Genomic DNA, 13732 nt, shown 5'->3' on the forward strand with positions numbered 1-13732 from the left:
AGTGAATGAACTTCTCCCCATCATCCTGTCCATTGTTGTTGGGCTCGCCGTCATTGGCGGTCTCATCCCCGTCTTCATCAAGGCCCGGCGCAACAGCCAGAACTACACCGGCCCCCGCGACGCCAATGACCCCGCCCCCCTGGATCCATCCACAACCGGCGCCCAGGGCGGCGGCACCTTGGTGGAGGAGCGCCCCGAAACCCAGGTTCCGCCGTCGGACCTGGAAACCCTTGAGCCGGAAGCCCCTGCGGCACCGGCACTTGAGACCCCACTGCCCGTCGAGGGCCGCCTGGTGCGCCTGCGCGCGCGGCTGTCGAAGTCGAACAATGCGCTGGGCAAGGGCCTGCTGGCGCTGCTTTCCCGCGACACCATCGATGAGGATGTCTGGGAGGAAGTCGAGGAGACGCTGCTGCTGGCGGACATCGGCACTGATTCCACCATGGAGCTTGTGGACAAGCTGCGCGAGCGTGTGAAGGTGCTTGGCGTCCGCAGCCCCGAGCACGTCCAGGCCATGCTGCGCGAGGAGCTCATCGCCCTGGTGGATCCCTCCATGGACCGCAGCCTGAACATCACCCGCCATGACGACCGCCCGGCCGTGCTCATGGTGGTGGGCGTCAACGGCGTCGGCAAGACCACCACTGTTGGCAAGCTGGCGCGCGTGCTCGTGGCCGAGGAGAAGGACGTGCTGCTCGGTGCAGCCGACACCTTCCGCGCCGCCGCCGCCGAGCAGCTGGCCACCTGGGGCGCGCGCGTGGGTGTTCCCACCGTGAAGTCCGACGTCGATGGCGCGGACCCTGCCTCCGTCGCCTTTGAAGCGGTGAAGGCAGGCATCGAGCAGGAAGTCGATGTTGTCATGATCGACACCGCCGGGCGCCTGCAGAACAAGGTGGGCCTCATGGACGAGCTCGGCAAGGTCAAGCGCGTCATTGAAAAACAGGCAACCGTGGATGAGGTGCTGCTGGTGCTGGATGCGACGACCGGCCAGAACGGGCTCACCCAGGCGAAGGTGTTTGCCGAAGTTGTGAACATCACCGGCATCGTGCTGACCAAGCTCGACGGCACGGCCAAGGGCGGCATTGTCGTGGCCATCCAGAACACGCTCGGCGTGCCGGTGAAGCTGGTAGGCCTCGGCGAAGGTGCAGATGACCTGGCGCCATTCGAGGCAGCGAGCTTTGTTGACGCCCTGCTGAACTAGTTTTACCCGGCGCCGGCCGGTCCGCAGGGCCCGGCCGCCGTGGTGCCAACGCTTAGTTCCACCGCGAACGGACATCGGTAAAGAGGGATTGCCCGCTTCGGCGGCCAGTCCCTCTTTATGGTTAACGGGTTGTTCGGAAGCAGCGGTTGGCTCCGCCCGGTGGCCATGTGGGCGTTTGACGTCAGCTGACGTTGGGCGCGAGCTGCCGGCCCAACACCACATTCAAGCCTTGGGCAAGAACGCCCTCGACCATCGGCTAAAACGTACGCCCGGAAGAAAAGTAGCATGAACTTGGCAAGATTAATGCCGGGGTGCCACGTCCCGGCTGCACCTGCCTGGATGGCTGAACCGCCCAAAGACTAGCCGTTTGGACAGGGTTTTTAGTCCATTGTCCAACGCCGGTGAGATAAGATTATGACGCCTTGGGGGTGAAAGCGGGGGGTTAATATTCCATCCGCCGGTCCCGTTTGCACGGATGCCGGAAGGCGACCCTAATACGATCTTTAGCCTGAAGGAATTTGGTGGCAACACGTTGAATGCAGGAATCGCAGAGAAGACCGGCAACCTGCGCATGGCCGTCGTGGGAAGCGACTACATAACGGGACTGGGCCTCACCCAGCTCCTGGACCAGGCGCCGTTCATCACGAATGTCGGCAGTGTTGCCACCGCCGGCCAGGTGCTGGCCATGGCGGACGAGTGGCCCGTGGACCTCGTCCTGGTCGATGCAGCCATTCAGGGACAGGACCTGGCGGCAGCCTGCCGCAGCCTCATCGAGTCGGAGAATCCACCCACCGTGGTGGTCATGGGCGAGGTTCCCTTCAACGTGGCCGAGTCCCTGGTGCTGTGCGGCGTGACCGCCTTCCTTAATCCCGGACTGGTCGCCGAGGACCTGCCCGTGGCGCTGCGCCTGATCCAGCGCGGCGGTGCCATCCTGCTCAGCGATGCGGCCCGCGAGGCGCTCGTTGCCCGCGGCAGGTCCTTCGACACTGCCCACCGGAGCCGCTACGAAACCCTCAATGCCAGGGAAAAAGTCGTGGCCGAGGGCGTGGCCGAGGGCAAGACCAACCTGGAGCTCGCCGCCGACATGCATGTCAGCGAGGCCACCGTGAAGCTGCTCGTTTCCAACGTGATGAACAAGCTGGGCGTCTGCAACCGAGTCCAGGTCGCCGTCATTGCAACCAAGGCCCGCATCATCTAGGCAGGCGACCTCAGCCTCCCGATTACGACGGCGGCCGCCAGCTTGGCTGCCGCCGGCGGATCCTGTCAGAGTGGGCTCCGACCCCGGCCGTAGACCACCGGCGGTGGCGCCGCGCACCAGGGGCGGCCGCTCCGCCGTCGGCCCGAAACATGGCGGAAACATGCCCGACCCGTCAATTTAACACCGCAGCCGGCATCCGTAACTTCGCGGAAACTTCTCCCGTGCGGATGTGAAACATGGGTCGACCAGCATTGCAAGAGTACAAAGTGCACCGCACCGGCGGGCACCACACCTCCTGCAATGAAAGGCCGGTCCAATGAACACTGGCGACACGGCATGGGTCCTGATCTCGGCAGCCCTGGTGCTGCTCATGACTCCGGGACTTGCCTTCTTCTACGGCGGCATGACCCGCGCGAAGGCCGTCCTGAACATGATGATGATGAGCTTCGGCGCCATCGGCATAGTCGCGGTCCTGTGGGTCATGTTTGGCTACTCGGCAGCCTTCGGCACCGACCTTGGCGGCGGGCTGCTCGGCAACCCGCTGCAGAAGCTGGGCCTGCAGGGCGTCCTTGACACCGGCGACGGCGCCCCGCTTGTGGGCACCATCCCCGAAATCGTCTTCGTGGGATTCCAGGCAGTCTTTGCCATCATCACCGTTGCCCTCATCACCGGGGCCATCGCCGACCGTGCCAAGTTCGGCGCCTGGATGACCTTCGCCGCCGTCTGGGTCTCGCTGGTCTACTTCCCTGTTGCGCACTGGGTGTTCTCCTTCACGGAGGACGCCGACGGCAACCCGACGGGCGGCTGGATCGGCCAGGGCCTGGGGGCCATCGACTTTGCCGGCGGCACGGCCGTGCACATCAACGCCGGCGCCGCGGCCCTGGCCCTGGCCCTGATCCTCGGCAAGCGGAAGGGCTTCGGGAAGGACCCCAGCCACCGGCCGCACAACCTGCCGTTCGTCATGCTCGGTGCAGGCCTGCTCTGGTTCGGCTGGTTCGGCTTCAATGCGGGGTCGGCCCTGGGTGCCAACGCCGTGGCCGGCTACGCCTGGATCAACACCCTCGCCGCCCCGGCCGCCGCCATCCTGGGCTGGCTCGTGGTGGAGAGGCTGCGCGACGGTCACGCCACCTCGCTGGGAGCCGCATCGGGCGCCGTCGCCGGCCTGGTGGCCATCACGCCGGCCTGCTCCGCCTTGACACCCATGTGGTCCATCGTGCTGGGCGTGCTGGCCGGGGCCCTGTGTGCCTGGGCAGTTGGCCTGAAGTACCGCCTGGGCATCGATGACTCGCTCGACGTCGTTGGCGTCCACCTGGTGGGCGGCATCGTCGGAACCTTGTTCATCGGACTTGCCGCGGACCCCAACTCACCCGCAGCAGGAACGGGCCTCTTCTATGGCGGCGGGCTGGAATTGCTGGGCAAGCAGGGCATCGCCGCCGGCGCCGTCATGGTCTACTCCTTCGCCATGGCCTACGCGATCGGCTGGATCATCAACAAGACCATGGGCTTCCGGATCTCCGGGGCGCATGAATCCGCCGGGATCGACGTCTCCGTCCACGCCGAATCGGCCTACGACATCGGCGGACGCACCTCCGGCAGCTTCCACCCGATGGGCGGGCAGCCCGCCGCACACCCCAGCACCGACCGCTCCAGCGAAGAAAAGGTTGACGCATGAAACTCATCACGGCCATCATCCGGCCCGAACAGCTCGACGACGTCCGCAACGCCCTGGAGAGTTTCGGGGTCCAGGGGCTGACCGTCAGCAGCGCCCACGGCTACGGGCGCCAGCGCGGCCACACCGAAATCTACCGGGGTGCCGAATACACCGTGGACCTGCACGCCAAGGTGCGCATCGAGGTCCTCGCGACCGACGAACAGGCGTGGGACCTCGTGGACATTATCGTGGCCAGTTCCAATACCGGCAGCGCCGGCGACGGCAAGGTCTGGATGGTGGAGGTTTACGAGGCTGTCCGCGTCCGCACGGGGGAACGCGGAGTCTCCGCCATCTGAACCGCCAGGTTCCCTCCGGTTCCACACGTTGCGGAGTGACATGGCGATGCGGCGTCCTTGATAAGGAGTGGCATGGCGATGCAACGCCCCTTGAGATATGAGAAAACCCCAACGTTGATTGGGGTTTTCTCATGTCTCAACGCTGTGCCTGCATTGTTTTCTCGCATCCAAACATAGTGGGGGCGTTGTGTGCCCGCACCTCAACATTGGAGGACTATTCCTCTTGGGACGTGGTCCAGCCTTCGGGCCCCGGTGAGCCTGCGGGGTAGTCCGCCATGGGCACCTCATCGGCCTTCCACGCGGCGAACGCCGGTTCCACAATGCGCCAGCATTCCTCGGCCGTGTCCCCGCGCACGGACAACAGCGGGTCCGCCGCCAGGACGCCGTCGAGCACTTCACCGTAGGGCAGCACGGGGTTGCTGGCCAGCTCCGCCTCCAGCTGGACGCGGTCCAGGGTGAACAGGTTGCCGGGGCCGTTGACGTCAAAGTCAAGGGTCAGGGTGTCGGGGCCGAACCCGATGTGCAGGCGGGTGGGGGAGTCGGCGCCCTTGAAGCCGACCGGCAGGTGCGGGACGGGCCGGAACGTGACCACAGCCTCCTTGCGGGTCCGGCCGAGGGCCTTGCCGGATCGGAGGATGAACGGCACTCCGGCCCAGCGCCAGTTGTTGACGTACACCTCCACCTCGGCGAGGGTCTCGGTGCCGTTGGCGGGGTCCACGCCCTCTTCGTCGAGGTAGTTCGGAACCTTGCGGTCCCCGATCTCCCCGGCCGTGTACCTTGCCCGGCGGGTGTGGGCGGTGAAGTCCGACGTCCCCTGCGGGCCGATGGTGCTGGCACGCAACACGGCCGCAATGTTGGAGCGGACGTCGTTTTCACCCAGGGTGGCCGGCGGGTCCATGGCCATGATCGCCATGATCTGGAGCAGGTGGCTCTGGATCATGTCCCGCCCGGCACCGGCGTGGTCGTAGTACCGGGCCCGGTTTTCCAGGGTCAGCGACTCGTCAAAGATGATCTCCACCTTTTCAATGTGCGCGCTGTCCCACGAGTGCTCCAGCAACCGGTTGGCAAAGCGCAGCCCCATGATGTTCAGCACCGTGGACTTGCCCAGGAAGTGGTCCACCCGGTGGATGTGGTCCTCGTGCACCAGCCTGGCCAGGATCGCGTTGAGCCGCTTGGCGGAGGCGGCGCTGGAGCCGAACGGCTTCTCCATGACCAGCCGCGTGCCAGGCGGCAGCTCCTTCTTCAGCACCACCTTGCACGCCTCCTCGCTGATGGCCGGCGGCAGCGCGAAGTACAGGGCCACGGGGCCCTCCACGGTCTTGAGGAGTTCGCCCAGCGCACCCTTCGCCGTGACGTCGACCTGTTGGTAGCGACTGGCCTTCTTCATGCGGAGCAGCTCGGCGCGGCCCTCCTTGGTGGCGGCGGGGTCGTCGGTGAGGGCCTCGGCGAAGCTCTTGTCCAGGCGCTCCTGCCAGCGGGCGGCGGTCCAGTCGTCGCTGCCGGCACCCACCAGCGAGAGGCCGGACGCCCTGCCCGAGGCGATCAGGCGCGCAACCCCGGGCAGCAGGAGCCGGCCGGTCAGGTCGCCCGAGGCACCCAAAATCACCAGGGTCTTGATCCGCCCGCCGGAGCCGGGCGCGGCTGCCGGGGACCCGGCGTCGTGCGTGGAAGGGACAGGGGCGGAGGGCGCAGTGGTCTTGGTCACTTTTCCAGCATGCCACGGCTGCGGCGTGTTTTTGTGGACACAGGCCCATAAGCTCGGTAGGTTTTGTGGCAGGACAATCTATGGGCCGCGCAACTGGCAGAGCTGGGTGCCATGTGCAGCGAAGGGGCCGCGCAGTTGATACCCTTGATAGTTGAGTCCCTCAGGAAAGGGAGTGGGACGGCCCCAAAGCCGCCCGCCGGTCTCATCCTGATTAACGTATATTGCCGCGTCACGTGCGCGGCCAGGCCCATGGTCTGGCCGCGCCGGCGTTGGTGATTCCTGACGAAAGAAGTGCGCGGCGCGTGTTCAACTCCCTATCTGATCGCCTGACAGCAACTTTTAAGAATCTGCGCGGCAAGGGTCGGCTGAGCGAGGCCGACGTCGATGCAACAGTCCGCGAGATCCGCCGCGCCCTGCTGGATGCCGACGTTGCCGTGCCCGTGGTCCGCGAATTCACCGCCAAGGTCCGCGAACGCGCCCTGGGTGCCGAGGTCAACGAGGCGCTGAACCCGGCACAGCAGATCGTCAAGATCGTCAACGAGGAACTCGTCGCCATCCTGGGCGGGGAAACCCGCCGCATCAACCTGGCCAAGAACCCGCCCACCGTCATCATGCTGGCCGGCCTCCAGGGTGCAGGAAAGACCACGCTCGCCGGAAAGCTGTCCAAGTGGCTCAAGGGCCAGGGCCACAGCCCGCTGCTGGTCGCCGCCGACCTCCAGCGCCCCAACGCCGTCAAGCAGCTGCAGGTCAACGGTGAGCGCGCCGGCGTCCCCGTCTTCGCCCCGCACCCGGGCGTGTCCAGTGAATTTGAATCCGCCACCGGCGATCCAGTTGCCGTTGCCATGGCCGGCCTGGCCGAGGCCAAGTCCAAGCTCCACGACGTGGTCATCGTTGACACCGCCGGCCGCCTCGGCATCGACGCCGAACTGATGAAGCAGGCCGCGGACATCCGCGCCGCCATCAACCCCGACGAGGTCCTCTTCGTCATCGACGCCATGATCGGCCAGGACGCCGTCAACACGGCCCAGGCCTTCAACGAGGGCGTCAACTTCACCGGCGTTGTCCTGACCAAGCTCGACGGCGACGCCCGCGGTGGTGCTGCCCTCTCGGTTGCCTCGATCACCGGCAAGCCCGTCATGTTCGCCTCCACCGGCGAATCCCTGGACGACTTCGAGCTGTTCCACCCGGACCGCATGGCCAGCCGCATCCTCGACATGGGCGACGTCCTCACGCTCATCGAGCAGGCCGAGAAGAACTGGGACAAGGGCGAAGCCGAGCGCATGGCGCAGAAGTTCGCCGACCAGGAAGACTTCACCCTGGACGACTTCCTCGCCCAGATGCAGCAGATCCGCAAAATGGGCTCCATGAAGAAGATGCTCATGATGATGCCCGGCGCCGCCAACATGCGCCAGCAGCTGGAGAACTTTGACGAGCGCGAGATCGACCGCGTCGAGGCCATCGTCCGCTCCATGACCCCGCACGAGCGCGTCGCCCCGAAGATCATCAACGGCTCCCGCCGCGCCCGCATCGCCCGCGGTTCCGGCGTGCACGTCTCCGAGGTCAACGGCCTGCTGGAGCGCTTCGGCCAGGCCCAGAAGATGATGAAGAAGCTTGCCCAGGGCGGCGGCATCCCCGGCATGCCCGGCGTCGCAGGCCCCGGCGGCTTCAAGAGCTCACGCAAGGGCAAGCAGGCACCCAAGAAGAAGGCCCGCTCCGGCAACCCCGCCAAGGCCGCCGCCGAGCTCAAGGCCGCCCAGGAAAAGGCCAACACCCCGGCCCTGCCCACCGGCGCCGCCTTCGGTGCCGGCGCCGAGGACTTCGACCCCACCAGCCTGAACCTGCCCAAGGGATTTGAGAAATTCCTGGGCAAGTAGCCATCCCAAGGTGGGCCCCGTTTGGCGTTGAATCACGACGCCGGACGGGGCCTTTCGCTTGCCCGGTGCCTCCCGCCGGGCTGCTGGGGCAGCGCCGCCTGCGGTCGGTCCCGGCGCTTGGCCGTGACACACACGCGGAAATGATGGTGCCAACCGGTAGCCTGAATAGATGAGCAAAACCCGGATTGTGTTTGTCCACGGCATGGACGGCTACGGCGCGGCCGCTTGGCCCGCCCAGCACCTCCTGGCCGGGACCTACGACTGCCTTTTCCTCAAGCGCACGGGGTTTGACGCAGTTGAGCCACCCGTGGCCACGGACTTTGCCGCCGATGCCGCCTCCATTGTTGCGGCGCTGGGCCGCGGCGGCCACGTGGTGGCGCATGCCCAGGGTGCCCCGGCTGCCATGATGGCCGCCGTGGAGCGCCCGGACCTGGTGGCGTCGCTGGTGCTTATTGAGCCGATGCTGGCCTCGCTCACGGCGGAACTGCCCGCCACCGCCGCCTATTCCCAGAGGGTGGAGGAGCTGTATGCCCGCGCACCGGAGCTGGACGATGCCGCCTTCCTGCGTGAGTTCAACACGCTGCTGGCCATTCCTGCCGGCGGGTCACCCGAGTCCGAGGCCCGCCGGGCCGCCCGCGCCCGGCTGCAGCGCGCCACCACGGAGGCGCCGCTGCACATCATTCCCGGGGTCCCCACCATGGTGCTGACCGGGGGATGGGAACCGCTGTATGAAGAAGTGGCAGGCTTCCTGGCGAGCACCGGCGCGCACCACGCCGCCCTGCGCAGCGGCCCCCGCCCACAGGACAGCCCCGAGGGTGCCGAGATCATTGAGGCGTTTATTGACAATTCGGCACAGGGCGGCTGATTGTCGGTTCCGGGGGATAGGCTTTTCCCATGTGGGAGATCCGGCCGGCGGCCCTGAGTGAATTTGCGCTGCTGCCCGCCATCGAGGCCGAGGCGGACGAGGCCTTTGAAGCGCTCACCCCGGCCATCAGCACCGCCCGCTTCCCTCCTCCGGGCGATGCCGCCGAGTACGCCGCCGCGTTCCACATCATGGTGGCGGGGCGCCCGCCGGTGGGGTTTGTGCGTCTTGAAATTGTCGACGGCGGGGCCCACCTTGAGCAGCTGGCCGTCAGTCCGGACTATGCGGGGCAGGGGATTGGCCGTGCACTCGTCACCGCCGCCAAGGCGTGGGCGCGGGAAGCAGGATTCCGCCACATGACTTTGTGCACTTTCCGCGATGTTCCCTTCAACGCCCCGTTCTACGCCAGCTGCGGCTTCGTTGAGATGCGCGCGCAGGACCTGGGGGAGGAACTGCGGCAATTGCGCCAACATGAGGCCGGGCTGGGAATGGATGCCCTCGGGGTGCGGGTTGCCATGGAGGCAGTGCTCACCCAAGGCCGCGACTGGCAGGATCCGGCAGAACAACGCCTCCGCCCCCGGGGAATGGGATGACAACGCACCGCACCCGTTGAAATGGGAGAACACAGCGCACCTGTTGAGGCATGCGGGAGCGAGACCTTCAGAATAACTTGAAGCTTCAAGTAGTTTGCTATGATATGACTACAACGAACCTTGGAGAAAACATGACTGCCACCCAGGACCTGCTGTCCGCCGACCTCACCATGGGCACCGTGATGCTCAAGGTCGGAAACATGAAGACCATGTCCGACTACTACCAAACGGCGCTTGGCCTGGACATCGTGGCCGAGGCGGACGGCGGCCAGTACCTGGGCCGCGGCACCACCCCGCTGGTCCACCTCCAGCCGGCCGGCGGGCTGCACCTTCCCGGCCGCGGGGAAGCCGGCCTGTTCCATACCGCACTGCTCTTCCAGGACCAGGCCTCCCTGGCTGCCACCGTCGCCACCGCCGCACAGTACAACCCGCAGGCCTTCGCCGGATCCGCCGACCACCTCGTCTCCGAGGCCTTCTACTTCACGGACCCCGAGGGCAACGGCATCGAGCTGTACTGGGACCGCCCCCGCGCCGCATGGAGCTGGAAGGACGGCGGCGTGGAGATGGCGTCCCTCTCGCTCCCGCCCCAGCGCTACCTCGAAACCCACCTGAGTGAAGCGTCGGTGGCGGGGCAGCGGCAGGCGGCGGCCGACGTCGGGCACGTCCACCTGCAGGTCGGCGACGTCGCCACGGCGGAAAAGTTCTACGTGGACACGCTCGGCTTTGAGAAGACTGCCGGCTGGCACGGCCAGGCCCTTTTCGTCGCGGCCGGCGGCTACCACCACCACATGGCCATGAACGTCTGGAACAGCCGCGGCGCCGGCCCCCGCAAGGACACCCTGGGCCTCGGCGAGGTGCTGATCCAGCTGCCCAAGCTTGACGACGTCGGAGCCCTCCGCGAGCGTTTGGCGCGCCACCGCATCGCCGTCGCCGACACCGGGGAAGAGATTGGCTTCGACGATCCGTGGAACAACAGGATCCGCGTTACTGTTGAAGCTGTACAGTCCGAGCAGCCGTAGCCGGACCCGGGGCGCTGCCTCCGGACCCACAAAAACGAAAGGCTTATGCGTGGCCAATTACTCAGAGTTCTTCATTGCCGACCACCACCAGGCCGTGGCCCGTGCCAAGGCCCGCATTGCGGGAAAATCCCCGGCCGTGGACGTGCCCGTCCTGCCCACGCCGGGCCTGAGCGACTTTGAGATCGAAGTTCTTGGCGAATTTGCCGTCAAGAAGGTGCACGCCACCGGAGTCGCGGCCGAGCTAAGCCTGGTCGACATCGAGCTGGACACGCTGTTTGCCGTGCCGGATGCGCTGCTTGAGGTGTTTGCCGAGCTGGACGCGCCCGAGGATCCCGAGGAAGTTTCCGAGCTCGCCGCCGAGTGGGCCGCCGCCGAGGAGATGGAATCGACCCCCGAGGTGACGGAGCCGCTGCTGCGTGCCCTGACCGCCATGGCAGCCTCGGCCCTCTCGGCGGCCGAAGACAACGCCAAGATGGGCCTGTTCTTCTACTCTGCCGAGTAGTACCGGACTGCCACCCAGCCTCGTGCCCGGCCCCTCGGGGCGTGGCCGCCCCGTGCCTGATGAATCCACTGCTCCTGCGTACGGTCAAGTCCCCATGGTGCGCAACTCTTGGAGTTGCGCATAGTTCGGAATTAACGGTGCGCAGGAGCAGTGGGCCGCGTCCGGATTTCCGCCCCCAGCGGCGAAGTGCACTGTTCTGCGCAGCGTCACCCCTCGACCTGACGCACAACACTGTTCTGCGTCACGCCCGCACCAAACACTGCGCAGAACAGCACGCTCACCCCGCAAGAACCAGCCAGGCGCCCCGCCGCGGCCTGGTCTTGGACCCCACCATGGCGGCAACGTGGGAGAGCTCACAAACGGCGCCGTCCGGAAGGCGTCGCGCGGCTTGGGGATCTTCTGGCATAATGGACAGGTACTCGATCCGCATGGCCCCTCTCTCCGTGTGATGATCCTGTCCTTAGAAGTCCGCAGCACGGCCCGCCCCACGGGAGCGTAAAACGGATTTCGCCCCTTTTCGAACCAGGAGTAACCACAAAAGTGGCCGTAAAGATTCGCCTTAAGCGCTTTGGTAAGATGCGCGCCCCGTTCTACCGCGTCGTCGTCATGGATTCACGCGCCAAGCGTGATGGCCGTGCCATCGAGGAGATCGGCAAGTACCACCCCACCGAGCAGCCCTCGTTCATCGAGATCAACTCGGACCGTGCACAGTACTGGCTCAGCGTCGGCGCACAGCCGTCCGAGCAGGTCTTCAAGCTCTTGAAGATCACCGGTGACTGGCAGAAGTTCAAGGGCATCAAGGGCGCCGAAGGCACCTTGAAGACCAAGGCCGAGAAGGTTGCCTTCGTGGCACCGGAAGCCAAGAACGTCGTTGTCAAGGAAGCCATCACCCCGAAGGCCAAGAAGGCTGAAGAGGCAGAGGCCCCCGAGAGCACCGAGGCTGAGTAGCTTGTTGGCTGAAGCGCTGGAGCACCTGGTCCGCGGGATTGTTGACTCTCCCGAGGACGTGAAGGTGAGCGTCAAGAACAACCGCCGCGGGGAATCCCTCGAGGTGCGTGTTCACCAGGACGATCTGGGCCGGGTTATTGGCCGCCAGGGCCGCACCGCCCGTGCCTTGCGCACAGTGGTTGCCGCGCTGGCCCACGGCGAACCGGTGCGTGTTGACGTTGTTGACACGGACCGCCGCCGCTAACCTGCCCGGAGCCTGCCGCGGCCGCAAGGAAGCAGCAGGCATTCAGCAGTAAAGCCAAACGTTTGGCCCCGGCACCATCACGGTGACGGGGCCAAACTTTTTCCCACCAACATCTTTAGGAGTTCCCATGCAGGTCCAGGTTGCCCGGATTGGCAAGCCCCACGGCATCAAGGGCGAGGTCACCGTGCTGGTCCTCACCGACGCCCCCGAGTCCCGCTTTGCCGTCGGCGCCGAGTTCATTGTTGAACCGGCCAAGCTCGGCACGCTCACCGTGCGGAGCTCGCGCTGGAACAAGGACATCCTCCTGCTGGGCTTTGAGGGCACCAATACCCGAAACGACGCCGAACTGCTCCGCGGCGCAACCCTCTTCTTCGAATCCGACGACGACGAGGACGACGACGCCTGGTACGAGCACGAGCTGCTGGACCTTGAAGTCCGGGTCGGCAAGACCGTGGTTGGCAAAGTGGCCGGGCTGCGCACCCAGGCGGTGCAGGACCTGCTGATCGTCAAGGATGCCGACGGCGACGAGGTCCTGGTGCCGTTTGTTGACGAGATAGTCCCCGAGGTCAACATCGAGGAAGGCTATGTGCTGCTGACCCCGCCGGCCGGCCTGTTCACCGTCAACAAGGAGCCCTCCGAGAATGACGAGTCCGGCGAACCTGCGGACGTCCCCGGCGCCGTGATCGTGGACAGCGAAGACGGCGGCGACGAAGCGGAAGGCGCCGGCAAGTAATGCGCTTTGACGTCGTCAGCATCTTCCCCGAATACCTGGCACCCCTGGACCTGAGCCTGATCGGCAAGGCCCGCAAGGACGGCCTGCTGGAACTGGCCGTCCACGACCTGCGCAGTTACACGCAGGACCGCCACCGCACGGTGGATGACACCCCGTACGGCGGCGGCGCCGGCATGGTCATGAAGCCGGAACCCTGGGCGCAGGCCCTCACCGACATTGCGGAAAAGTCCCCCAAGTCCGACGGCGCCCGGCCCACCTTGATCGTTCCCTCGCCTGCGGGGGAGGTGTTCAACCAGAAGCTTGCCTACGAGCTGGCGGAGGAGGAGCACCTGGTCTTCGCGTGCGGACGCTACGAAGGCATTGACGAACGCGTCCTGGAATGGGCGGCGGACAGCTACACCGTCCGGCCCGTCAGCCTCGGCGACTATGTCCTGAACGGCGGCGAAGTTGCCGTCCTGGCCATGGTCGAGGCCATCGGCCGCCTCGTGCCCGGTGTCGTGGGCAACCCGGAGTCACTCGTTGAGGAGTCCCACTCGGACGGCCTCCTCGAATACCCCGTCTACACCAAGCCCTCCACGTGGCGCGAACGCGACATCCCCGAGGTGCTGCTCAGCGGCAACCACGCCAAGATCGCCAAGTTCCGCCGGGAATTGCAGCTGCGGCGCACCGCCGCCCGCCGCCCCGACCTCATTGAGGCGCTGGACGCCGCCGCGCTGAGCAAAACCGAACGCAACGTGCTCTGGGAACTGGGGTACGCCGTCGAGCATGGAAAAGTCCACAAGCGCCCCGAAACCGGCGCCAATTAGCGCCATCGCCGCGCATATGGCAAAATAAATAGATGTGCCTGCTGGG

Annotated in this window: 14 protein-coding genes; 13 read left to right on the top strand and 1 reads right to left on the bottom strand. The window is 66.0% G+C overall.

The genetic code is table 11. The features are described 5' to 3' along the window. The first annotated feature begins 1 nt into the window (after position 1). From ftsY to JOF48_RS14605, 4 genes are all read left to right on the top strand, one after another. Positions 2-1195 (top strand): signal recognition particle-docking protein FtsY, encoded by a 1194-nt coding sequence (gene ftsY, locus JOF48_RS14590; protein ID WP_209681817.1) that lies wholly within the window; start codon positions 2-4, stop codon positions 1193-1195. Between the two features lie 532 nt (positions 1196-1727). Continuing rightward, positions 1728-2393 carry a response regulator transcription factor gene (locus tag JOF48_RS14595; protein ID WP_209681818.1) on the top strand — a complete coding sequence of 222 codons (666 nt, stop codon included), beginning with the start codon at positions 1728-1730 and terminating at the stop codon, positions 2391-2393. A gap of 316 nt (positions 2394-2709) precedes the next feature. After that, positions 2710-4065: an ammonium transporter gene (locus JOF48_RS14600; RefSeq protein ID WP_209681819.1), complete on the top strand. Its 1356-nt coding sequence runs from the start codon at positions 2710-2712 to the stop codon at positions 4063-4065. After that, positions 4062-4400, top strand: a complete 339-nt coding sequence (locus JOF48_RS14605) for a P-II family nitrogen regulator (protein WP_209681820.1) — start codon at positions 4062-4064, stop codon at positions 4398-4400. Before JOF48_RS14600 ends, JOF48_RS14605 begins: the two co-directional genes overlap by 4 nt. Before the next feature lie 214 nt (positions 4401-4614). Here JOF48_RS14605 and JOF48_RS14610 read toward each other — a convergent pair whose 3' ends face one another. Further along, positions 4615-6105 (bottom strand): glucose-6-phosphate dehydrogenase, encoded by a 1491-nt coding sequence (locus tag JOF48_RS14610; protein ID WP_425353722.1) that lies wholly within the window; start codon positions 6103-6105, stop codon positions 4615-4617. A gap of 302 nt (positions 6106-6407) precedes the next feature. Here JOF48_RS14610 and ffh point away from each other — a divergent pair, with 302 nt between their 5' ends. From ffh to trmD, 9 genes are all read left to right on the top strand, one after another. Then, positions 6408-7979, top strand: coding sequence for a signal recognition particle protein (gene ffh, locus JOF48_RS14615; RefSeq protein ID WP_209681822.1), 1572 nt, complete (start codon positions 6408-6410; stop codon positions 7977-7979). A 169-nt stretch (positions 7980-8148) separates the two neighbouring features. Further along, positions 8149-8844, top strand: coding sequence for an alpha/beta fold hydrolase (locus tag JOF48_RS14620; protein ID WP_209681824.1), 696 nt, complete (start codon positions 8149-8151; stop codon positions 8842-8844). Between the two features lie 29 nt (positions 8845-8873). Further along, positions 8874-9434, top strand: a complete 561-nt coding sequence (locus tag JOF48_RS14625) for a GNAT family N-acetyltransferase (protein WP_209681825.1) — start codon at positions 8874-8876, stop codon at positions 9432-9434. A gap of 131 nt (positions 9435-9565) precedes the next feature. Continuing rightward, positions 9566-10453: a VOC family protein gene (locus tag JOF48_RS14630; RefSeq protein ID WP_209681827.1), complete on the top strand. Its 888-nt coding sequence runs from the start codon at positions 9566-9568 to the stop codon at positions 10451-10453. A gap of 49 nt (positions 10454-10502) precedes the next feature. Next, positions 10503-10955, top strand: a complete 453-nt coding sequence (locus JOF48_RS14635) for a hypothetical protein (protein WP_209681829.1) — start codon at positions 10503-10505, stop codon at positions 10953-10955. Positions 10956-11495: 540 nt separating this feature from the next. Then, positions 11496-11903: a 30S ribosomal protein S16 gene (gene rpsP, locus JOF48_RS14640; protein WP_209681831.1), complete on the top strand. Its 408-nt coding sequence runs from the start codon at positions 11496-11498 to the stop codon at positions 11901-11903. A 1-nt stretch (position 11904) separates the two neighbouring features. After that, positions 11905-12147 (top strand): RNA-binding protein, encoded by a 243-nt coding sequence (locus JOF48_RS14645; RefSeq protein WP_038463025.1) that lies wholly within the window; start codon positions 11905-11907, stop codon positions 12145-12147. A gap of 127 nt (positions 12148-12274) precedes the next feature. Further along, entirely contained in the window at positions 12275-12880 is a 606-nt protein-coding gene (gene rimM / locus JOF48_RS14650) for a ribosome maturation factor RimM (RefSeq protein ID WP_209681833.1), read from the top strand. Then, the gene (gene trmD, locus JOF48_RS14655; RefSeq protein WP_209681834.1) at positions 12880-13686 is read left to right on the top strand and encodes a tRNA (guanosine(37)-N1)-methyltransferase TrmD; all 807 of its coding nucleotides are present in this window, start codon (positions 12880-12882) and stop codon (positions 13684-13686) included. The genes rimM and trmD overlap by 1 nt, the downstream gene beginning before the upstream one ends. The last annotated feature ends 46 nt before the right edge of the window (positions 13687-13732 follow it).

The sequence above is a fragment of the Arthrobacter stackebrandtii genome (genome assembly GCF_017876675.1).
Classification (GTDB): Bacteria; Actinomycetota; Actinomycetes; order Actinomycetales; family Micrococcaceae; genus Specibacter; species Specibacter stackebrandtii.

Bases quoted from the DNA above. Each gene is read 5' to 3' on its own strand.
- JOF48_RS14600 (WP_209681819.1), top strand. From the start codon at position 2,710: ATGAACACTGGCGACACGGCATGGGTCCTGATCTCGGCAGCCCTGGTG.
- JOF48_RS14605 (WP_209681820.1), top strand. From the start codon at position 4,062: ATGAAACTCATCACGGCCATCATCCGGCCCGAACAGCTCGACGACGTC.
- rimM (WP_209681833.1), top strand. From the start codon at position 12,275: ATGCAGGTCCAGGTTGCCCGGATTGGCAAGCCCCACGGCATCAAGGGC.
- trmD (WP_209681834.1), top strand. From the start codon at position 12,880: ATGCGCTTTGACGTCGTCAGCATCTTCCCCGAATACCTGGCACCCCTG.
- JOF48_RS14625 (WP_209681825.1), top strand. From the start codon at position 8,874: ATGTGGGAGATCCGGCCGGCGGCCCTGAGTGAATTTGCGCTGCTGCCC.
- JOF48_RS14620 (WP_209681824.1), top strand. From the start codon at position 8,149: ATGAGCAAAACCCGGATTGTGTTTGTCCACGGCATGGACGGCTACGGC.
- JOF48_RS14630 (WP_209681827.1), top strand. From the start codon at position 9,566: ATGACTGCCACCCAGGACCTGCTGTCCGCCGACCTCACCATGGGCACC.